12 protein-coding genes are annotated in these 17253 nt (G+C 65.4%); 4 read left to right on the top strand and 8 right to left on the bottom strand.

Annotated elements, in window-relative coordinates:
• Positions 1–297 precede the first annotated feature (297 nt).
• The 4 genes from ACFOMF_RS09075 to ACFOMF_RS09060 all read right to left on the bottom strand — a co-directional run bounded on the left by ACFOMF_RS09075 (position 298) and on the right by ACFOMF_RS09060 (position 4631).
• On the bottom strand, positions 298–1308 hold the full coding sequence (locus ACFOMF_RS09075; RefSeq protein ID WP_386363974.1) for a zinc-dependent alcohol dehydrogenase family protein: 1011 nt from the start codon (positions 1306–1308) through the stop codon (positions 298–300).
• Positions 1309–1398: 90 nt separating this feature from the next.
• A complete protein-coding gene (locus tag ACFOMF_RS09070) occupies positions 1399–2457 on the bottom strand; it encodes a hypothetical protein (protein WP_386363971.1) in 1059 nt (352 codons plus the stop codon).
• A gap of 123 nt (positions 2458–2580) precedes the next feature.
• Positions 2581–3948, bottom strand: coding sequence for a heavy metal sensor histidine kinase (locus tag ACFOMF_RS09065; RefSeq protein ID WP_386363969.1), 1368 nt, complete (start codon positions 3946–3948; stop codon positions 2581–2583).
• On the bottom strand, positions 3945–4631 hold the full coding sequence (locus ACFOMF_RS09060) for a heavy metal response regulator transcription factor (RefSeq protein WP_386363967.1): 687 nt from the start codon (positions 4629–4631) through the stop codon (positions 3945–3947). The genes ACFOMF_RS09065 and ACFOMF_RS09060 overlap by 4 nt, the downstream gene beginning before the upstream one ends.
• 148 nt (positions 4632–4779) lie before the next feature.
• Between ACFOMF_RS09060 and ACFOMF_RS09055 the strand changes: the two genes are divergently transcribed.
• Both ACFOMF_RS09055 and ACFOMF_RS09050 read left to right on the top strand, forming a co-directional pair.
• A complete protein-coding gene (locus ACFOMF_RS09055) occupies positions 4780–6579 on the top strand; it encodes a copper resistance system multicopper oxidase (protein WP_386363964.1) in 1800 nt (599 codons plus the stop codon).
• Entirely contained in the window at positions 6579–7505 is a 927-nt protein-coding gene (locus tag ACFOMF_RS09050; protein WP_386363961.1) for a copper resistance protein B, read from the top strand. The genes ACFOMF_RS09055 and ACFOMF_RS09050 overlap by 1 nt, the downstream gene beginning before the upstream one ends.
• A gap of 19 nt (positions 7506–7524) precedes the next feature.
• On the opposite strand, the gene ACFOMF_RS09045 is transcribed toward ACFOMF_RS09050, so the two are convergent.
• The 3 genes from ACFOMF_RS09045 to ACFOMF_RS09035 form a co-directional block, all read right to left on the bottom strand.
• Complete coding sequence (locus ACFOMF_RS09045; protein WP_386363959.1) at positions 7525–9303, bottom strand: putative bifunctional diguanylate cyclase/phosphodiesterase; 1779 nt, start codon at positions 9301–9303, stop codon at positions 7525–7527.
• Positions 9304–9418: 115 nt separating this feature from the next.
• Positions 9419–9811 carry a Cu(I)-responsive transcriptional regulator gene (gene cueR / locus ACFOMF_RS09040; RefSeq protein ID WP_386363957.1) on the bottom strand — a complete coding sequence of 131 codons (393 nt, stop codon included), beginning with the start codon at positions 9809–9811 and terminating at the stop codon, positions 9419–9421.
• Positions 9808–12234 carry a heavy metal translocating P-type ATPase gene (locus tag ACFOMF_RS09035; RefSeq protein ID WP_386363955.1) on the bottom strand — a complete coding sequence of 809 codons (2427 nt, stop codon included), beginning with the start codon at positions 12232–12234 and terminating at the stop codon, positions 9808–9810. The genes cueR and ACFOMF_RS09035 overlap by 4 nt, the downstream gene beginning before the upstream one ends.
• A 281-nt stretch (positions 12235–12515) precedes the next feature.
• On the opposite strand from ACFOMF_RS09035, the gene ACFOMF_RS09030 reads away from it, so the two are divergent.
• Together ACFOMF_RS09030 and ACFOMF_RS09025 are read left to right on the top strand one after the other, a co-directional pair.
• Complete coding sequence (locus ACFOMF_RS09030) at positions 12516–13487, top strand: phosphoribosyltransferase family protein (protein WP_386363952.1); 972 nt, start codon at positions 12516–12518, stop codon at positions 13485–13487.
• Positions 13488–13751: 264 nt separating this feature from the next.
• Positions 13752–15464, top strand: a complete 1713-nt coding sequence (locus ACFOMF_RS09025) for a putative bifunctional diguanylate cyclase/phosphodiesterase (protein ID WP_386363949.1) — start codon at positions 13752–13754, stop codon at positions 15462–15464.
• On the opposite strand, the gene ACFOMF_RS09020 is transcribed toward ACFOMF_RS09025, so the two are convergent.
• Complete coding sequence (locus ACFOMF_RS09020; protein WP_386363946.1) at positions 15461–17221, bottom strand: sugar phosphorylase; 1761 nt, start codon at positions 17219–17221, stop codon at positions 15461–15463. The two genes, ACFOMF_RS09025 and ACFOMF_RS09020, sit on opposite strands and share 4 nt — an antisense overlap.
• Positions 17222–17253: the final 32 nt, after the last annotated feature.

Genomic DNA, 17253 nt, shown 5'->3' with positions numbered 1-17253 from the left:
AATCAAGGCGGACTCTAGCCCGCTTTTGTAGGAGCGAGCTCGCTCGCGAAAGCGGGGTTTGAAGGCTGCGCGAGGCCTCTGGTGGTGCGCTTGTTCGCGAGCAAGCTCGCTCCTCCGGGCGGGGTGGGTGCCTTAGCAATCAAGGCGGGCTCTAGCCCGCTTTTTGTAGGAGCGAGCTCGCTCGCGAAAGCGGGGTTTGAAGGCTGCGCGAGGCCTCTGGCGGTGCGCCGGCCATTCGCGAGCAAGCTCGCTCCTACGGGTGGGGTTCAGTCATGTGGGAACGAGCGGCGAAGCGCTCTAGAAACTCAGGCAGATCTTGCCGAAATGCTGGTTGGTTTCCTGGTAGCGGAAGGCGTCGACGATCTGCTCCAGCGGAAACTCGCGATCGATCACCGGGCGCATCCCGGTGGCCTCGATGGCCCGGATCATCTCGATCTGCTGCTGGCGGCTGCCGACCAGCACGCCCTGCAGGCGCAGCTGCTTGAGCAGCGCCGCCACCAGCGGAAACTCACCGGTAACCCCGGTGAGGATGCCAATCAGCGACACATGCCCGCCGACCCGCGCGGCGATCATCGACTGTTCCAGCGTGGCCGGGCCGCCGACCTCGATCACATGGTCGACCCCGCGTCCATCGGTCAGCTGACGTACCCGCTCTCCCCAGGCCGGGGTTTCCCGATAGTTGATCAGCTGATCGGCGCCCAGCGCCTTCAGGCGGGCCAGCTTGTCGTCGCTCGACGAGGTGGCGATCACGGTCGCGCCAGCCATCTTGGCAAATTGCAGAGCAAACACCGACACCCCGCCACTGCCCTGGACCAGCACGGTGTCGCCAGGCTTGAGCCCGCCGTCAACCATCAGCGCCCGCCAGGCGGTCAGGCCGGCAGTGGGCAGAGTGGCCGCCTCGGCATGGCTCCAGCCTCTTGGCGCGCGAGTGAAAGAGGACACCGGCCCAGTCACCGATTCGCGGGCATAGCCATCGATGCCGTCGCCCGGCGTTCCGCCGAAGCCTTCGGCCACGGGTTCGCCATCGAGCCAGTCGGGAAAGAAGGTGCTGACCACCGAGTCACCCACCTGAAACTCGCTTACACCTTCGCCCACCGCCACCACCACCCCAGCGCCATCGGCCATGGGGATGCGCGGCTCGCCTGGTCCCCACATGCCGCTGACCACGGCGAAGTCATGGTAATTGAGCGAACTGGCCCGCAACCTCACGCTGATCTCGTCCGCTCGGGGCTCAGCGGCGACTCGTTCGCCAAGGATGACCTTTTCGTATCCACCGCCTGGCTGGACGACGATCGCTTTGCTGGACATCAAGAATTCTCCGCTGCTGCTGTGAGGCCTGAGAGCATCGGGCCATGAGGTCGCGCTGTCAAAGCGCTTGCCACCTCCTGGTGTTCGGGCCTACCGCTGGGTGACCTGCGCGGAGTTGCCGCTACCGTTCTGCCGAATCGCCGCGCTGTGCATGACGAAGGCGTCGGCGCCCATGCTCTGATGCAGGTGGACCTGGTTGGCCACGCCAAACTGACTGATGCTGGCTTCCGCGCCGTAGGCTTCCTGGGTCACCTGGGCGTAATTGAGCGAGCCATTCTGGTTCAGGTCGAGCTGCATGTCATCGAACACCTGGGAGATGTCGGCACGATTGTTGTCACCCACCGAGCCACCGACGATGCTGGCCCCGCGGGTGCCCTGGTAGGCCACCAGCACGTTGCGCTCGCCCTCCTGGGTCCAGTCCACTTCATTGAAGCCGGCCGCCTGATTCACATAGGCCTGGTTGCCATCGCCGAGTTGGCGCAGGGTCACCTCTCCGGCCGCGTACCGCCCGCCCCCGGTCTGGGCGACACTGGCACGGTTGAAGTCACCCTGCTGGGTCACGGCGATGGTGCCGCCGTAGGGAAACACCTGCTGGTTGACCGCGATCACGTTGTCGTTGCCGGTCTGCCGCAGGGTGGCATCGCCAGTGCCGTTCTGCACCGCCATGATCTGATTGCGGTCGCCGATGCTGGTCGCTTCAAGGTGGTTGTTGATATAGGTCTGCGAAATCGAATGGAAATTGCTGTCGCCCGTCTGGTAGAGCCGCGCACTGGAGGCGAAGCCGTCGCTCTGCACCAGCCGCACCTCGTTGAGGTTGCCGCTCTGCACCACTGATGCGGTGTGCCCCTGCTCGGTGCTGGCCTGGTAGATGTTTGCCAGGTTGCCGTTGCCGGTCTGCTCGAGCTCGGCCAGATCACCGCCGTTCTGAAAGGTTTCCGCGACATTGTCATCGCCCGCCTGGGTCAGCACCGAGCGGTTGTCGTTGCCGACCTGGGCCTGGCTACTGTGGTTGCCGATGCCTTCGAGACGTTGCACAACGGCTTCGTTGTTCTCGCCGGTCTGGTTGAGAACCAGACTCCCATCATTGGCCAGCGCGAGGCTGCCGGTGGCGAGCAGGATGGAGGCTACGGAAAGGCGCAGACTGAACATGTGGCGAACTCCCTGTTGGTTGTCGGCAAAGCGATACGGCTGTACCTGCAGGTTGGACCGCTCCGGCCGCTTGCTGGCCGACAGCTCATCGGAACGGGGAAAAGGCTTACAGGCCACGAGCCATCAGCGAGCGCCAGGAAAGTCCAGGATGAAGCAGGTGCGCCCGCCTGCCGAACGGCAGTCGATATGCCCTCGATGCGCCTCGACGATGGAACGGGTGATGGCCAGGCCGAGTCCGGCATGGGCACCACCCTCGCGGCGCGCCGGGTCGACCCGGTAGAAGCGATCGAACAACCGCTCCAGGTGCTCGGGCTGGATGTCCGGGCCGGGATTGCACAGGCGCAGCGCGACCCGCTCCCCCTGCTGGATGCTGATCTCGATGCATTCACCGTCGGGCGTGTAGCGCATGGCGTTGGACAGCAGGTTGTCCAACCCCCGGTGCAGCATCAGCGGATCGCCCTCGACGGTGCCGCTGCCCTGCAGCGAGAAGCGCAGGCCGCGCTCCTCGGCCAGCAACCCGTAGAAGTCCAGCAGCTTGGCGCAGAGCGCTTCGAGCGCGATGTTCTGGCGAGCGGGGACGATCAGCCCGTTGTCCGCCTTGGCCAGAAACAGCATGTCGTCGATCATCCTCGCCATGCGCCGCAGTTCTTCCAGGTTGGAGTAGAGGTTTTCCCGGTACGCCTCGGCGTCGCGCTCGCGGGTCAGCACCACCTCGGTATGCGTCATCAGGTTGCTCAGGGGCGTGCGCAGCTCGTGGGCGATGTCGGCGGAAAAATTGGAGAGCCGCAGGAAGCCGTCTTCCAGGCGCCCGAGCATGGCGTTGAAGCTCTGCACCAGAGCCTGTAGATCGGCCGGAACCCCGGTTTCCGGCAGCCGCGTGGTCAGTGACCGCGCCGAGGTGGCGGCCATGGCCGCGCTCACCTCGCGCAATGGCCGAAGCCCGCTGCGCGCCACCAGCCAGCCGAGCAGTCCGGCCAGCAGCGCGACCACTACCAGGGCCGTCCACAGCCAGCCGGCCAGCGCATGGAAAAACGTATGGTGGGTGGTGACATCGAGCATCAGCAGCAGCGTCAGCGGTGGCCCCCCGGGGGCGGCCGGGAGTGGTTCGACGAGGCCGCGCCAGACCTGCCCGCCCTCCTCCAGCTGCCATTCTCCGCGCCGGTTGAGGCCAAGCGCGGCGTTAGGCAATCGCCCGGCGAGGTCATCGAGCCAGACCCGGCCCGCGTCGTCGTAGATCAGCGAAGAGAGGTCGCGATTGGCGCCCAGCAATGCACGCAGCTCCGGGCGCAGCCGGTCGAACTCGGCCAGGCTGTCGAGCCCCTGCACAAGCGCGCGGGTGCCGGCGAGCTTGTCATGGAGCAATCGCTGGTCGAGCTCCTCGAAGTGATGCTGGCTGAAGGCATTGAAGAACACGCCAGCACCGGCCAGCACGACGGTAACCGCGAGCATGAACAGCAGGCTCAGGCGGGCAGTGAGCGACAGGCGACTCATGATGACTCCGGCAGATCCAGGCGGTAACCCATGCCGCGCACGGTATGGATCAGCCTGGGTTCGAAAGGCTCGTCGAGCTTTGCTCGCAGACGGCGCACGGCCACTTCGATGACGTTTGTGTCGCTGTCGAAATTCATGTCCCAGACCTGCGAGGCGATCAGCGATTTGGGCAGCACCTCGCCACGCCGGCGCAGCAGCAGCTCGAGCAGGGCGAATTCCTTGGCGGTCAGATCGATGCGCTGGCCACCCCGGCTGACCCGGCGTCCAAGCAGATCGACCTGCAGATCGGCGATGGCCAATATGGTCGGCGCGCTGCCACCACCTCCGACGCGCCGCAACAGGGTACGCACCCGCGCCAGCAGTTCGGAAAAGGCGAACGGCTTGACGAGGTAGTCGTCGGCGCCCAGTTCAAGGCCCTTGACCCTGTCCTCGACCCGGTCGCGGGCGGTGAGGAACAGCACCGGAATTTCACGGCCGGCCGCGCGCAGCAGCCGCAGCACTTCCCAGCCGTCGAGTCCCGGCATCATCACATCGAGGATCAGCAGGTCGTAGGGTTCACCCAGCGCCCGGTGCAACGCCTCGGCGCCGTCAGTTACGCGATCGACGACGAAACCCGCCTCGCTCAGTCCCTGCTGCAGATAGAGACCGGTTTTCGGCTCGTCCTCGGCGACCAGTAGTTTCATCTGTTCGAACCTTCAGGCATGGGGAGAGGCAGTGTGCCGGCCATCGCGGCACCCCACCACAAGCTGACAGAAATGTAATCCAGCGCTCAGCCAACTGTCAGGCAGTGTCCGCCAGGATTGCTCTATCAATGTGCAGGAATGGAACCCCATGGCCTCGACCCTCACAAGGCGAACCTTTGTCACCAGCCTGGCCGCCAGCAGCCTTTGCGCTGGCCTCGGCCTATGGCGCCAGCCCACCTGGGCCGGCACCCGGCCCGGGCAGTCGGGCGTGCTGTCGGGCACCGACTTCGATCTCGACATCGCCCCGCTGGAAGTGAACTTCACCGGTCGCAAACGCATCGCCACGGCCATCAACGGCAGCATTCCCGGCCCGCTCCTGCGCTGGCGCGAGGGCGACACCGTCACCTTGCGGGTGCGCAACCGGCTAGGCCAGGACACCTCCATCCACTGGCACGGCATCCTGCTGCCGGCGAATATGGATGGCGTACCGGGCATGAGCTTCGACGGCATCGCCCCGGACGAAACGTTCGAATACCGTTTTACCCTGAAGCAGAGCGGCACCTACTGGTATCACGCGCATTCGGGTTTTCAGGAGCAACTGGGCGTCTATGCCCCGCTGATCATCGACCCGCGCGAGCCCGAGCCGTTCGCCTACGAGCGCGACCACGTGCTGATGTTTTCCGACTGGACCGATGAGAGCCCGGCGCGGGTGCTGGCCAAGCTGAAGAAGGAATCGCACGTCTACAACAGGGGCCGACGCACCCTCGGCGATCTGGTTCGCGACACCCGCGAACAGGGTCTCGGCGAGACCCTGGGCGACCGCTGGGCCTGGGCCCGGATGCGCATGACCCCCACCGACCTGACCGACGTCAGCGGCGAGACCTACACCTTCCTGCTCAACGGCCAGGCGCCGGACAGCAACTGGACCGGACTCTTCGAGCCGGGCGAGCGGGTCCGCCTGCGCCTGATCAACGGCTCGGCGATGACCTATTTCGACTTCCGCATTCCCGGTCTGAAGCTGACCGTGGTGGCCAAGGATGGCCAGAACGTACAGCCGGTCGAGGTGGACGAGATCCGCCTGGGCGTGGCGGAAACCTACGATGTGATCGTCACCCCCGCCGAGCGCCAGGCCTACACCCTGTTCGCCCAGGCCATGGACCGCAGCGGCTACGCCCGCGGCACCCTGGCGGTCCGCGGCGGGCTTGACGCGCCGGTCCCGCAACCGGACCCGCGACCGGAGCTGACCATGGCCGACATGGGCCATGACCACAGTGGCCATGGCGGCGGGCACGGCGGACATGACGCCGCTGCGCCTGGCGGCCATCATCCCGGCCAGGGTCAGTCCTCGCATCAAGACCATCACGGGCATCACGGCCACAGCGAAGCACCGCCTGAAAGGCCGAAGCTCCAGATGCAGGGTCATCCTGCCAGCGAACGCAACAATCCACTGGTGGACATGCAGACCATGATGCCGGTCGCCAAGCTCGACGATCCGGGTATCGGCCTGCGCGACAACGGTCGGCGGGTGCTGACCTATGCCGACCTGAAGAGCGCCTTTCCCGACCCCGACGGCCGCGAGCCGGGGCGAACCCTCGAACTGCACCTGACCGGTCACATGGAGCGCTTCGCCTGGTCGTTCGATGGCATCAAGTTCCAGGATGCCGAACCCATCTACCTGGAATACGGCGAGCGCCTGCGGGTGGTGCTGGTCAACGACACCATGATGCACCACCCGATACACCTGCACGGGATGTGGAGCGACCTGGAGAACGAGTACGGCGATTTTCAGGTGCGCATGCACACCGTCGACATGCCGCCCGGCTCCATCCGCAGCTTCCGCGTCACCGCGGATGCCCCCGGCCGCTGGGCCTTCCACTGCCACATGCTGATGCACATGGACCTCGGAATGTTCCGTGAAGTCCGCGTCGAAGAACAAGGAAACCGCTGATGAACAAGCCATCCCTGCTGCTGGCGCTCGGCCTGAGTCTTGGCGTCAGCCCGGCGCCAGTGCTGGCACAGAGCGGCCATGCCGGGCATCACCCCGCCCCGGCGACGGCGACGGACGCTTCGCACAGCGCGCACGAAGGGCAGGACGACCCGCACCAGGGGCATCACATGCACCACGGCCACGGCACCCATGGCGCGGCGCATCGTGCCAGGGGCAGCGATCCGCGGTTTCCTCCGCTGACCGACGCCGAGCGCGCTGCCGCCTTCCCGCCCCTGGCCGCGCAACACATGCACGGCGATCGCACCCACTATCGTTTCTTTGCCGAACGGCTGGAATGGCAGGACGCCGACGAGGGCAGCGCGTTGTATTGGGACTTCCAGGGCTGGGTAGGTGGCGACATCAACCGGCTATGGATGCGCAGCGAGGGCGAGCGGGTGGCCGGACATACCGAGAAAGCGGAGTTGCAGCTGTTCTGGGGGCACGCCATCGGCCCCTGGTGGGAGTCGGTGGCCGGCATACGCCAGGACTTCAAGCCCGGCTCGCCCCAGACCTGGGCGGCCCTGGGTGTGCAGGGCATGCCGTTGTACGGCCTGGAAACCCAGTTGACCGCCTACCTCGGTGAAGGCGGCCAGACAGGGTTTCGCGCCAAGTTCGAGTACGACGTGCTGCTGACCAACCGGCTGATTTTGCAGCCGTTGGCTGAATTCAACCTCCACGGGCGCAACGACCCGGCCCGTGCCACCGGTGCGGGATTCAGCGACGCCGAACTGGGGCTGCGCCTGCGTTATGAGATCACTCCCCTGCTCGCCCCTTACATCGGTGTGAGCCGGCACCGCGCCTACGGCAATACCGCCGACTACCTGCGTGCGGCGGGTGAAGACAAGGGTGACACCCGACTGGTCGCCGGGATCCGTTTCTGGTTCTAGAGCTCAGGCCGGGCGGCTCTCAGCCGGACCCACGCGCCTGCGCCCAGGCCAGCAAATCCGGAGGCGTCATGGGCCGCGCCATGAGAAAGGCCTGGCCCTCATGGCAGCCCCACTGACGCATCAACTCGTAGACCGTCTCGCTTTCGATCCCTTCGGCAACCACCCGGTAGCCCAGCTCGCAGGCCAGCTCGGTCATGGTCTTGACGATGTGCTGGTGCTTCTTCACCGACATCAGGTCGCGCAACAGCGACTGGTCCAGCTTGACCGTGGTGGCCGGCAGTTCGCGCAGATAGGCCCAGTTGCTGTAGCCCGAGCCGAAGTCGTCGATGGCCACTTCGACGCCGATGGCGGCGATGCGCTCGAGCTGGGCGCGTACGCCGTCGAGGTTGCGCATCAGCCCGCTTTCGGTCAGTTCGACTTCGAAAACACCCGGAGGCACCCGGTAATGCTCGAACAGCGCCAGCATCCGGTCGGTGAACTGCGCGTCCTGCATGTCCGCGGTCGACACATTGACCGAGACCCGGAAGTCCATGCCCTGCGCCTGCCATTCCGCCGCCTGGCGTACCGCCTCGTGCAGTACCCACAGGCTCAAAGGGCGAATCAACGCGGTCTTTTCCGCCAGTGGTATGAATTCGGCGGGCCCCACCTCGCCAAGCTCAGGGTGGTTCCAGCGCAGCAGCGCTTCGACCGAGGTGAAGTGGCCGGTAGCCAGATGCACCCGTGGCTGGTAGACCAGATGCAGTTGGTCCGACGCCTGCACCGCGTCAGACAATGAGCTGAGCAGGCGAAAGGCGCGCTGCTGGGCATCGTCCTGGCGCGGGTCGTAATAGCACCAGCCGCTGCCCTGGTCGCGCGCATCGTCCGCCGCGCTGATTGCCGAACGCAACCAGTCCAGCCGTCGCTCGCTGCCCGGCTGCAGCACCAGCACGCCAAGGCCGACCTGGGTACGCAACGGAATGCGGTCGCACTCCAGCGGCGCATCGAATGCCTCGATGATGCGGTTGAACAGTGGTTCCGGCTCGCCTACCCGGCTGGTCTGCGAGATAAAGGCAAAGCGTGTCGCACTGATCTTGTAGAGCAGGCTTTCCCGCGGCAGCAGATGCTCGAGCCGCTGCTTGATGCTCAGCATCAGGTCGTTGTCGAACAGGTAGCCCAGGGCCTTGACGAAGTCCTGATAAAACTGCGGTGACAACGCATCGACCACCACCACCAGGAGCTCATGGCCCATCTCGAGCAGATCGTCCACGTCCTCTTCGAGACGCACGCGATTGGCCAGCCCTGTCGCCGAGTCGATGTAGTTCAGCTTGCGCAGGTCGCTGATGCGCGACATGGCCAGCCTGGCCATCGCCTTCAGGGTGGCGACCTGCTGCTCGGTGAGGGCCGGACGCGGCTCGGTGTCGATGATGCACAGGCTGCCCAGGCCCAGCCCGTCGTCGGTTACCAGCGGAATGCCGGCATAGAAGCGCACCCCCGGCCCGCCAATCACCAGCGGGTTGTCGCGGAATCGCTCGTCACGGGTCGCGTCGCAGACCTGGAACAGATGCTCACCATTGATGGCATGGGCACAGAAGGAGTCGCGCCGGGAGGTTTCGCTCGCCTCGATACCTACCCGCGCGCGAAACCATTGGCGGTTGCGATCGACGATGGAAACCAGGGCAATAGGCACACCGAAGTGCTCGGCGACCATCTGCACGATCTGATCCAGGGTTTCGTCGGGGGTGTCGTCGATCAAACACATGTCGTGAACACGCACCAGGCGTTGTGCCTCGTTGGCAGGAACTGGCGGATCTAGGGCCATAGCTACGCTCGTGCTGAAAACCGACGCGGGTCGTACCTCCTATGACATTGAGGTATAGCGAAGTGAGCCCCAGCGTGCCAGCAAGCCGATTGACGGAAGGTTTCCAGAACGCGCTTCAGCCCCTCGACTGCAGCTCGTCGATAATCGGGCACTCCGAGCGTCCGTCGCCATGACAGCTGTCGACCAGCCCCTGCAGCGCATTGCGCAAGCTGGTCAGTTCGGCGATCCGCACATCGAGTTGCGCAACATGGGCAGCGGCCAGCGCCTTCACCTCGGCACTGGCGCGGCCATGGTCGGCCCACAGCGCCAGCAGCCTGCCCACCTCGTCGAGGGAAAAACCCATGTCCCTGGCCCGCTTGATGAAGGCCAGCCGATGCAGGTCCGCCTCTTCATAGCGACGGTAGCCATTGGCCCCCCGCCCGGCCGGTTGCAGCAGTCCGATGGATTCGTAATGGCGAATCATCTTCGCGCTGAGACCGCTGCGCGCGGCAGCCTGGCCGATGTTCAAGAGGCCTCCTGCAGCGGTGCGGCGGGCGTCTCTTCAATCGGCTCCGCCAGCACCGGCTGCCAGTTCTTCAGCAGCAGGGCGTTGCTGACCACACTGACGCTGGACAAGGCCATCGCCGCACCGGCCACTACCGGACTGAGCAGGCCAAAGGCCGCCAGTGGAATCCCGATGAGGTTGTAGATGAAGGCCCAGAACAGATTCTGCTGGATCTTGCGATAGGTGCGCCGGCTGATGTCCAGCGCCGCCGGCACCAACCGCGGATCGCCGCGCATCAGGGTGATGCCGGCCGCCTGCATGGCCACATCGGTGCCGCCTCCCATGGCGATGCCGACATCCGCCGCGGCCAGCGCAGGCGCGTCGTTGATGCCATCGCCGACCATCGCCACCACGGCACCTTTCCGCTTGAGCGCCGCGACCGTGGCGGCCTTGTCGGCTGGCAGCACCTCGGCGTGTACATCATCGATCCCGAGCCGCGTGGCCACCGCCCGCGCGCTGCCCCAGTTGTCACCGGTGATCAGGTGGCTGCGCAGCTGCCTGGCTGCCAGCGCACGGATCGCCGCTCCAGCCCCCGGCTTGAGCAGGTCACCAAAGGCGAACAGGCCCAGGACCCGTGGCGTCGGGCCCTGCTCGATCAGCCAGGACAGCGTTCGCCCCTCGGCTTCCCATGCCTTGGCCACCTCGCCCAGTGCGCCAGGTTGCAGTCCCGATTCCTCCAGCAGCCGCTGGTTGCCCAGCGCCAGCGAACGACCGGCGAGGCTGCCCGAGGTGCCGCGCCCGGCCAGTGCGCGACTGTCGTCTGCCAGATCAGGGCTGATGCCCTTCTCGGCGCAGCGCTCCAGCACCGCCCGCGCGAGCGGATGTTCGCTGCCCCGCTGCAGCGCACCGGCCAGGCGCAGCAGTTCGGCTTCGTCGAATTCCAGCCCACGCAGATGAACGATGCTCGGCGTGCCCGAGGTCAGGGTGCCGGTCTTGTCGAAGGCGACGCTATCGACCGCATGGGCGATCTCCAGCGCCTCGGCGTCCTTGATCAGGATGCCGTGCCGGGCTGCCACGCCGGTGCCGGCCATGATCGCGGTCGGGGTGGCCAGGCCGAGCGCGCAGGGGCAGGCGATCACCAGCACCGAGACCGCATTGAGCACGGCTACTTCCAGCGCCGCGCCCGCCAGCGACCAGCCGGCCAGGGTCACCACGGCGACGACCACCACCGCCGGGACAAAGACCTGACTGACCCGGTCCACCAGTTTCTGGATCGGTGCCTTGGCCGCCTGGGCGTCTTCCACCAGGCGGATGATGCGCGCCAATACCGTTTCTGCGCCGAGCGCCGTGGTGCGCACCAGCAGCCGCCCGGCGCCATTGATCGAGCCGCCGGTGACCGGATCGCCGGGGCCCTTGGTCACCGGCAGGCTCTCGCCACTGATCAGCGCTTCGTCGGCCTGGCTCTGGCCCTCCAGCACCTCGCCGTCCACCGGAAAACGTTCGCCCGGCCTCACCACCACCCGATCGCCCAGCACAAGACTGGCGATGGCCACGTTTTCCTCACGACCGTCCACCAGGCGCACCGCCCGCTCCGGCCGCAGCGCCTCCAGGGCACGAATCGCTGCGCTGGTCTGGCGCTTGGCGCGTGACTCCAGGTACTTGCCGAGCAGGATCAGGGCGATCACCACCGCCGAAACCTCGAAATACAGGTGCGGCATCACCCCTTCCGGCGCGGCCCACCACTGGTACAGGCTGAGGCCATAGCCGGCGCTGGTGCCCAGCGCCACCAGCAGGTCCATATTGCCGGCACCGGCGCGCACGGCCTTCCAGCCGGCTCGATAGAAACGCGCACCGAGGATGAACTGCACTGGCGTGGCAAGCAGGAACTGGATCAGCGGTGGCGGCATCAGGTGATACCCGAACGGCTGCGCGACCATCGGCAGCACCAGCGGTACCGCCAGCAGCAAGGCGAGGATCACGCTCAGACGCTCGCGCCGCAGACGTGCCTCACCACTGTCGGCCTCCCCGGCAGGCGCCTCGGCGCTGGCGCCATATCCCGCAGCCTCCACCGCGGCAATCAGCTCGCCAGGCTCGACAACGCCGAGCATCTCGACCCGTGCCCGCTCGCTGGCAAGATTCACCGAGGCCGCCCGGACGCCCGGCAGCTTGAGCAGCGCTCGTTCCACGCGGCCGACGCAACTGCCACAGGTCATGCCGGAAATGCCCAGCTCGAGCACCTGTACCGGCACGCCGTAGCCGGCCTTCTCCACCGCGCCGATGAGGTCGGACAGCCTGCCAGCGGTGGCGACGATGCGCACCTGTTCGCTGGCCAGGTTGACGCTCGCCGATTCCACCCCGGGGGTCTTGAGCAACGCCCGCTCGACCCGCCCGGCGCAACTGGCGCAGGTCATGCCGGTGACGGGGATTGTGTAGGTCGTCTGGTTCATGTGCGCAATCCTCTGCAGGCCGACAGCATCAACCTTGACATGGGGTCAAGGTCAAGCCCGCCCTGCAGGGTGAGGGGTGGCTGCGCAAGGGCCAGGCGTGAGGGGATTGTAAGGCACGGTTTCGACCGGATGGCCGACCCACTGTCATCAAGGTTTCATCGAATCGTGACGGAGTTGTCACGATGCGCCGCGAACATATCCAGGCAAATATCACCCTGTCGGTAGTTTCGAAAGGGTTTTTCAGGTGGCTCAGGCCGTAACGCAAGCACCGGGAGCGCGACATGCACTATCGAAGTGTGAACGACCTACTGACCCTGCTCGGCAAGCATCTCGACAGGATTCCTCGCAACCTGGACCTGGTGGTAGGCGTATCGCCAGGGGGCCTGTTCCTGGCGAGAATGCTGGCCATCAAGCTCAACCTGCCCTGCACCGATCTCGACACCTTCGAGCGCAACGGGCACCTGGAACGCGAGGCGGTGCGTTCCTACCGCCATGAGCCACTGATCCGCGCCCGAGAGGCACGCAAGGTGCTGCTGGTCGAAGACAGTGGCTCAGGCGCCTCGATGCGCGAGCTGGCCACGCGTATCGCGGCAGGCTTCCCCGGAAAGATCATGACCCTCGCCGCCTATGCGCCAGCCGGCCATGCCGAAGACCTGGATCAGGTGCTCGAACGGCTTGATCAGCCTGCCATGTTCGAATGGAACCTGATGCAGCACCCCTCGCTGAGCCGCGCCTGCCTGGACATCGACGGGGTGCTCTGCGTCGACCCGACCCATCAGCAGAACGATGACGGCGCCAACTACCTGCAATTTCTGCGCAACGCCCAGCCGCTCTATATACCCGGGCTGCAGGTGGCACATCTGGTCACCAGCCGCCTGGAAAAGTACCGCGGCGAAACAGAGGAATGGCTGGATCGCCATGGCGTTCGCTATGGCCAGTTGCACATGCTCGACCTACCATCGGCGGCGGAGCGGCGGCGGCTGAAGGTGCACCACAGGTTCAAGGCAGACGTGTACCGCAGCTTTCCGGACACCCAGCTGTTCATCGAAAGCGAGCTCGGACAGGCGCTGGACATCGCGCACCTGTCGCGCAAGCCGGTGTTCTGCATCGAATCCAACGCCCTGTACAACGCCGGCTGGCAGCTGCTCGCCCTGCGCGCCTCGCATCGCGGTCAGGTACTGAATCGGCGCGTCGGCGCAAGATTCGGCCGGCTCCTCGGCGGCCAGCAGCCAGGTGTGCTCGCCGGCCCCTAGCACGGGCTTCCTGCAGAGGCCACTCTGTGAGAGAGGCAGCGAACAGGCATCATGGGCAGCGCAAAAACAGGCCAGCTGTGATATCAGTTAGATATCACAGCTGCCGTGTCGTCGCTTCGAGCCCATTATGCCTGCCCACGATCCGCTACCCGCTTCCTCCCGACCCCGTACCTCGGTGCGCCCGACGTCAGCAGGCGGCCCCGGGAGCGCCTTTCTGCAGACTGCAGGTCGGGCAAGCACAGGCCGCACCGGGGACTCCATGCCATGAGCATGCCGGCGCATTTCGACCGGGTCGAATTCGGCTACCGCGCGGCGGTGGACGCCGCCGCGATCTTCTCTGAAACCGACGCCCGCGGCGTCATCACCTACGTCAACGACCAGTTCTGCGAGGTCTCCGGCTACTCGGCGGATGAACTGCTTGGCCAGGACCACCGGATCCTCAACTCGGGCCATCATCCTTCGGCTTTCTTCGCCGAAATGTGGCGCACCATCACCAGCGGCCGGATCTGGAAAGGCGAGGTCTGCAACCAGGCCAAGGACGGCAGCCTGTACTGGGTCGAGAGTACCATCGTGCCGATGCAGGACGCTGGCGGCGAGATCTACCGCTACGTCTCGGTTCGCTTCAACATCACCGAAGAGCACAACATGCTCGAGCGCCTGCGCCGGCAGGTCGGGCACGACGAGCTCACCGGTCTACCGAACCGTACCCTGCTCGCCGAGCACTTCGAACGCATCGTCTCCATGCCCTGCCCTGCCAATGTGCAACTGGCGGTGTGCATGCTCGACCTGGACGACTTCAAGGACGTCAATGATCGCCACGGTCACGCGGTGGGCGATCTGCTGCTCACCGCGGTGGCGACACGGCTGGCCAGCATCATCCGCAACGAGAACCTGGTGGCCCGGATCGGCGGCGATGAATTCGTCCTCATCCTGCACGACATCGAGCGCCTTCCCCAACTGCGCAACAGCCTTAAGCGGGTGCTCGCGCGGGTCGCCGAGACCTACCTGATCGAAGGCATTGCCCTGAAGGTCACCGCCAGTCTTGGCGTGACGCTGTTTCCCAGCGACAACGTCAGTGCCGACACCCTGCTGCGCCATGCCGACCAGGCGCTGTACCAGGCCAAGCAGCAGGGCGGAAACCGCTTCCAGCTGTTCGATGTCAGCCAGGCGCTCGAAACCAGGGCCTCGCACCAGACCCTGGCACGGATGACCGAGGCGCTGCACAACGACGAACTGGTGCTCCATTATCAGCCCAAGGTCAACCTGCGCAGCGGAAAAATCCTCGGCTTCGAAGCGTTGCTGCGCTGGCAACACCCTGAACGCGGGACGATTCCTCCTTTGGAGTTCCTGCCAGTGGTGGAGCGGGCGGACCTGATCGTCGAGATTGGCGACTGGGTCATCGAGCGGGCGCTGGACCAGCTGTCGCGGTGGCGCACGCATGGCAAGGACTGGTCAGTGTCGGTGAACATCGCCGCCCGACATCTGAAGCAGGACGGCTTTGCCGCCGCGGTCGCGGAAAAACTGGCGGCGCACCCGGAATTGCATCCTGAGCAACTGGACCTAGAGCTGATCGAGTCGGTGGCGATCGACAACATCCAGCATGCCAACCGCAACCTCGAAGCCTGCCGTGAGGCAGGAGTACGTATATCGCTGGACGATTTCGGCACCGGCTATTCGTCGCTCAGCTACCTCAAGCGGCTACCGGTGCAGACCATCAAGATTGACCAAAGCTTCATCCGCGGCATCCTCGACGATCCCAGTGACCAGGCGGTTACCATGGCCATCATCAGCCTGTGCCGCGCCTTCGACCGGGATGTCATCGCCGAGGGCGTGGAAACCCGCGCCCAGGCCGCGCTGCTGCTCTCGCTCGGCTGCGAACTTGCCCAGGGCTACGGGATTGCCCGGCCGATGCCGGCCGAACAGGTCCTCGACTGGGCCGAATCCTTCGACCCGGCCCGCATCGGCGAATCGGTCTAGTCCGCGGCGGCATCCGCTTCGGCAACCGGCACCTGGTCGGTCAGCCACAGCGCCTGGTAGGGCGCCAGGGTAATCTGCGCCACCTGATCTTCGTAATCCTGCCCGCGAATGAGGTCGTGCCAGAGGTCGGCAGCCAGCAGGTTGAGCTCCGCCAGGTTCAGCCGTTGCGGCGTATCGGTCACGTTGTAGATGGCAAAGATGCTCTGCTCGCCGCTGACACTCTGGCGCCAGTAGCCAAACAGGCTCTCCCCGAGCTGCAGGTTGAACTGCGAGGCGTTGGGATGAAACGCAGGCTGTGCGCAGCGCAGCTTGATCAGCCGCCGCAACGCATTGAATACCCCGCGATGGTGGGTTTCCCCGACCAGTTTCTCCTCCAGATCGTCGGCCTGCCAAATGTGCCGGTTGATCGAGCGCAGATGCCCGCTATGGGTCACCCGGTCCTCGTCGTTCTCGGTCGCCACCAGGCTGTGCACATAGATCGCCGGGATTCCTTCGAGCCCCAGCATGATGGCGTGGGCACAGAGATAGCGTGCCACCTGCCAGGGGTCCGGACCATGCTGCACGGTGCCCTTGAGCGCGTCGAACAGGCTGACGTTGATCTCGTAGGGCTTCGGCTGGCCGTCCGGCCCGGTGCGAGTACTCACCCGCGCGCCGAAACGCTGCAGGGTCTGGATCAGGTTGCTCACCTCCCAGTCGGTCAGCAGGCCCTCCACGGGCCGCAGGCCGATACCGTCGTGCGAGGCGATGAAGTTGAAGTACGCCGTGCCGTGCTGGGCCGCCGGCATGGTCATCAGCCAGTTCTTCAGATGGGTGCAGTTGCCGCTGATGAGCGTATTGATCAGCAGCGGCGGCAACGAGAAGTTGTAGATCATGTGGGCTTCGTTGGCATTGCCGAAGTACGTCAGGTTCTCGTTGTTGGGAATGTTGGTTTCGGTGATCAGGGTGGCGGCGGGCTCGCGGTGCTCGATCAGCAACCGCAGCAGGCGGATCATCTGGTGGGTCTGTGGCAGGTTGATGCAGCGGGTGCCGATTTCCTTCCAGAGGAAGGCCACCGCATCCAGGCGGAACCAGGTGATGCCCTTCTCGATGTACAGGCGAATGATCCGCAGAAAGGTCAGCAGCACCTCGGGGTTGCGAAAATCGAGATCGACCTGGTCCTCGCTGAAGGTGCACCAGACATGGCGGGTGCCCGAGGCGGTTTCCACCTCGCGCAGCAGGCTCGAGGTCCGAGGCCGGACCACCGCCGAGAGGTCCGTGTCGCCAGGCACCTGAACGAAAAAGCTGGCGCCGGGCTCGACCCCGGCCTTGAAGTTTTCGAACCAGCGGCTGCGGCTGGAGCAGTGGTTGATCACCAGATCGCCCATGACGGTGAAGTCTTCCGCCAGCGCCGAGACATCTTCCCATTCGCCGACCTTGGGGCTCACGCTGCTGTAGTCCATGACACTGAAGCCGTCGTCCGAGCTGTAGGGAAAGAACGGCAGGATGTGCACGGTACTGATGCAGTCGGCCAGGTGCCGGTTGAGAAACTGGTGCAGGGTATGCAGCGGCGCTTCGCCCTCGCGGCGCAGGCTGTCGCCATAGGTGATCATCACGCAGTCGCATTGGCTCCACAGATTGCTGTGGGGCACCGGAGTCGGGGCATCGGGCGGACTGCTGATCGCCTGCAGGCAAGCCTGGGTCAGCTCCCCTGGATCGAGGTCGGGATAGAGCACCTGCAGGTGCGCGCCAATACGCTGTTCGAGACGGGATAGGGCCATGACTGCCTAGCTCCGGTTGAGGGCGATGGGGG

The organism is Stutzerimonas tarimensis (assembly GCF_042648805.1).
GTDB lineage: Bacteria > Pseudomonadota > Gammaproteobacteria > Pseudomonadales > Pseudomonadaceae > Azomonas > Azomonas tarimensis.
This window is presented reverse-complemented; position numbering and strand designations above follow the sequence as displayed.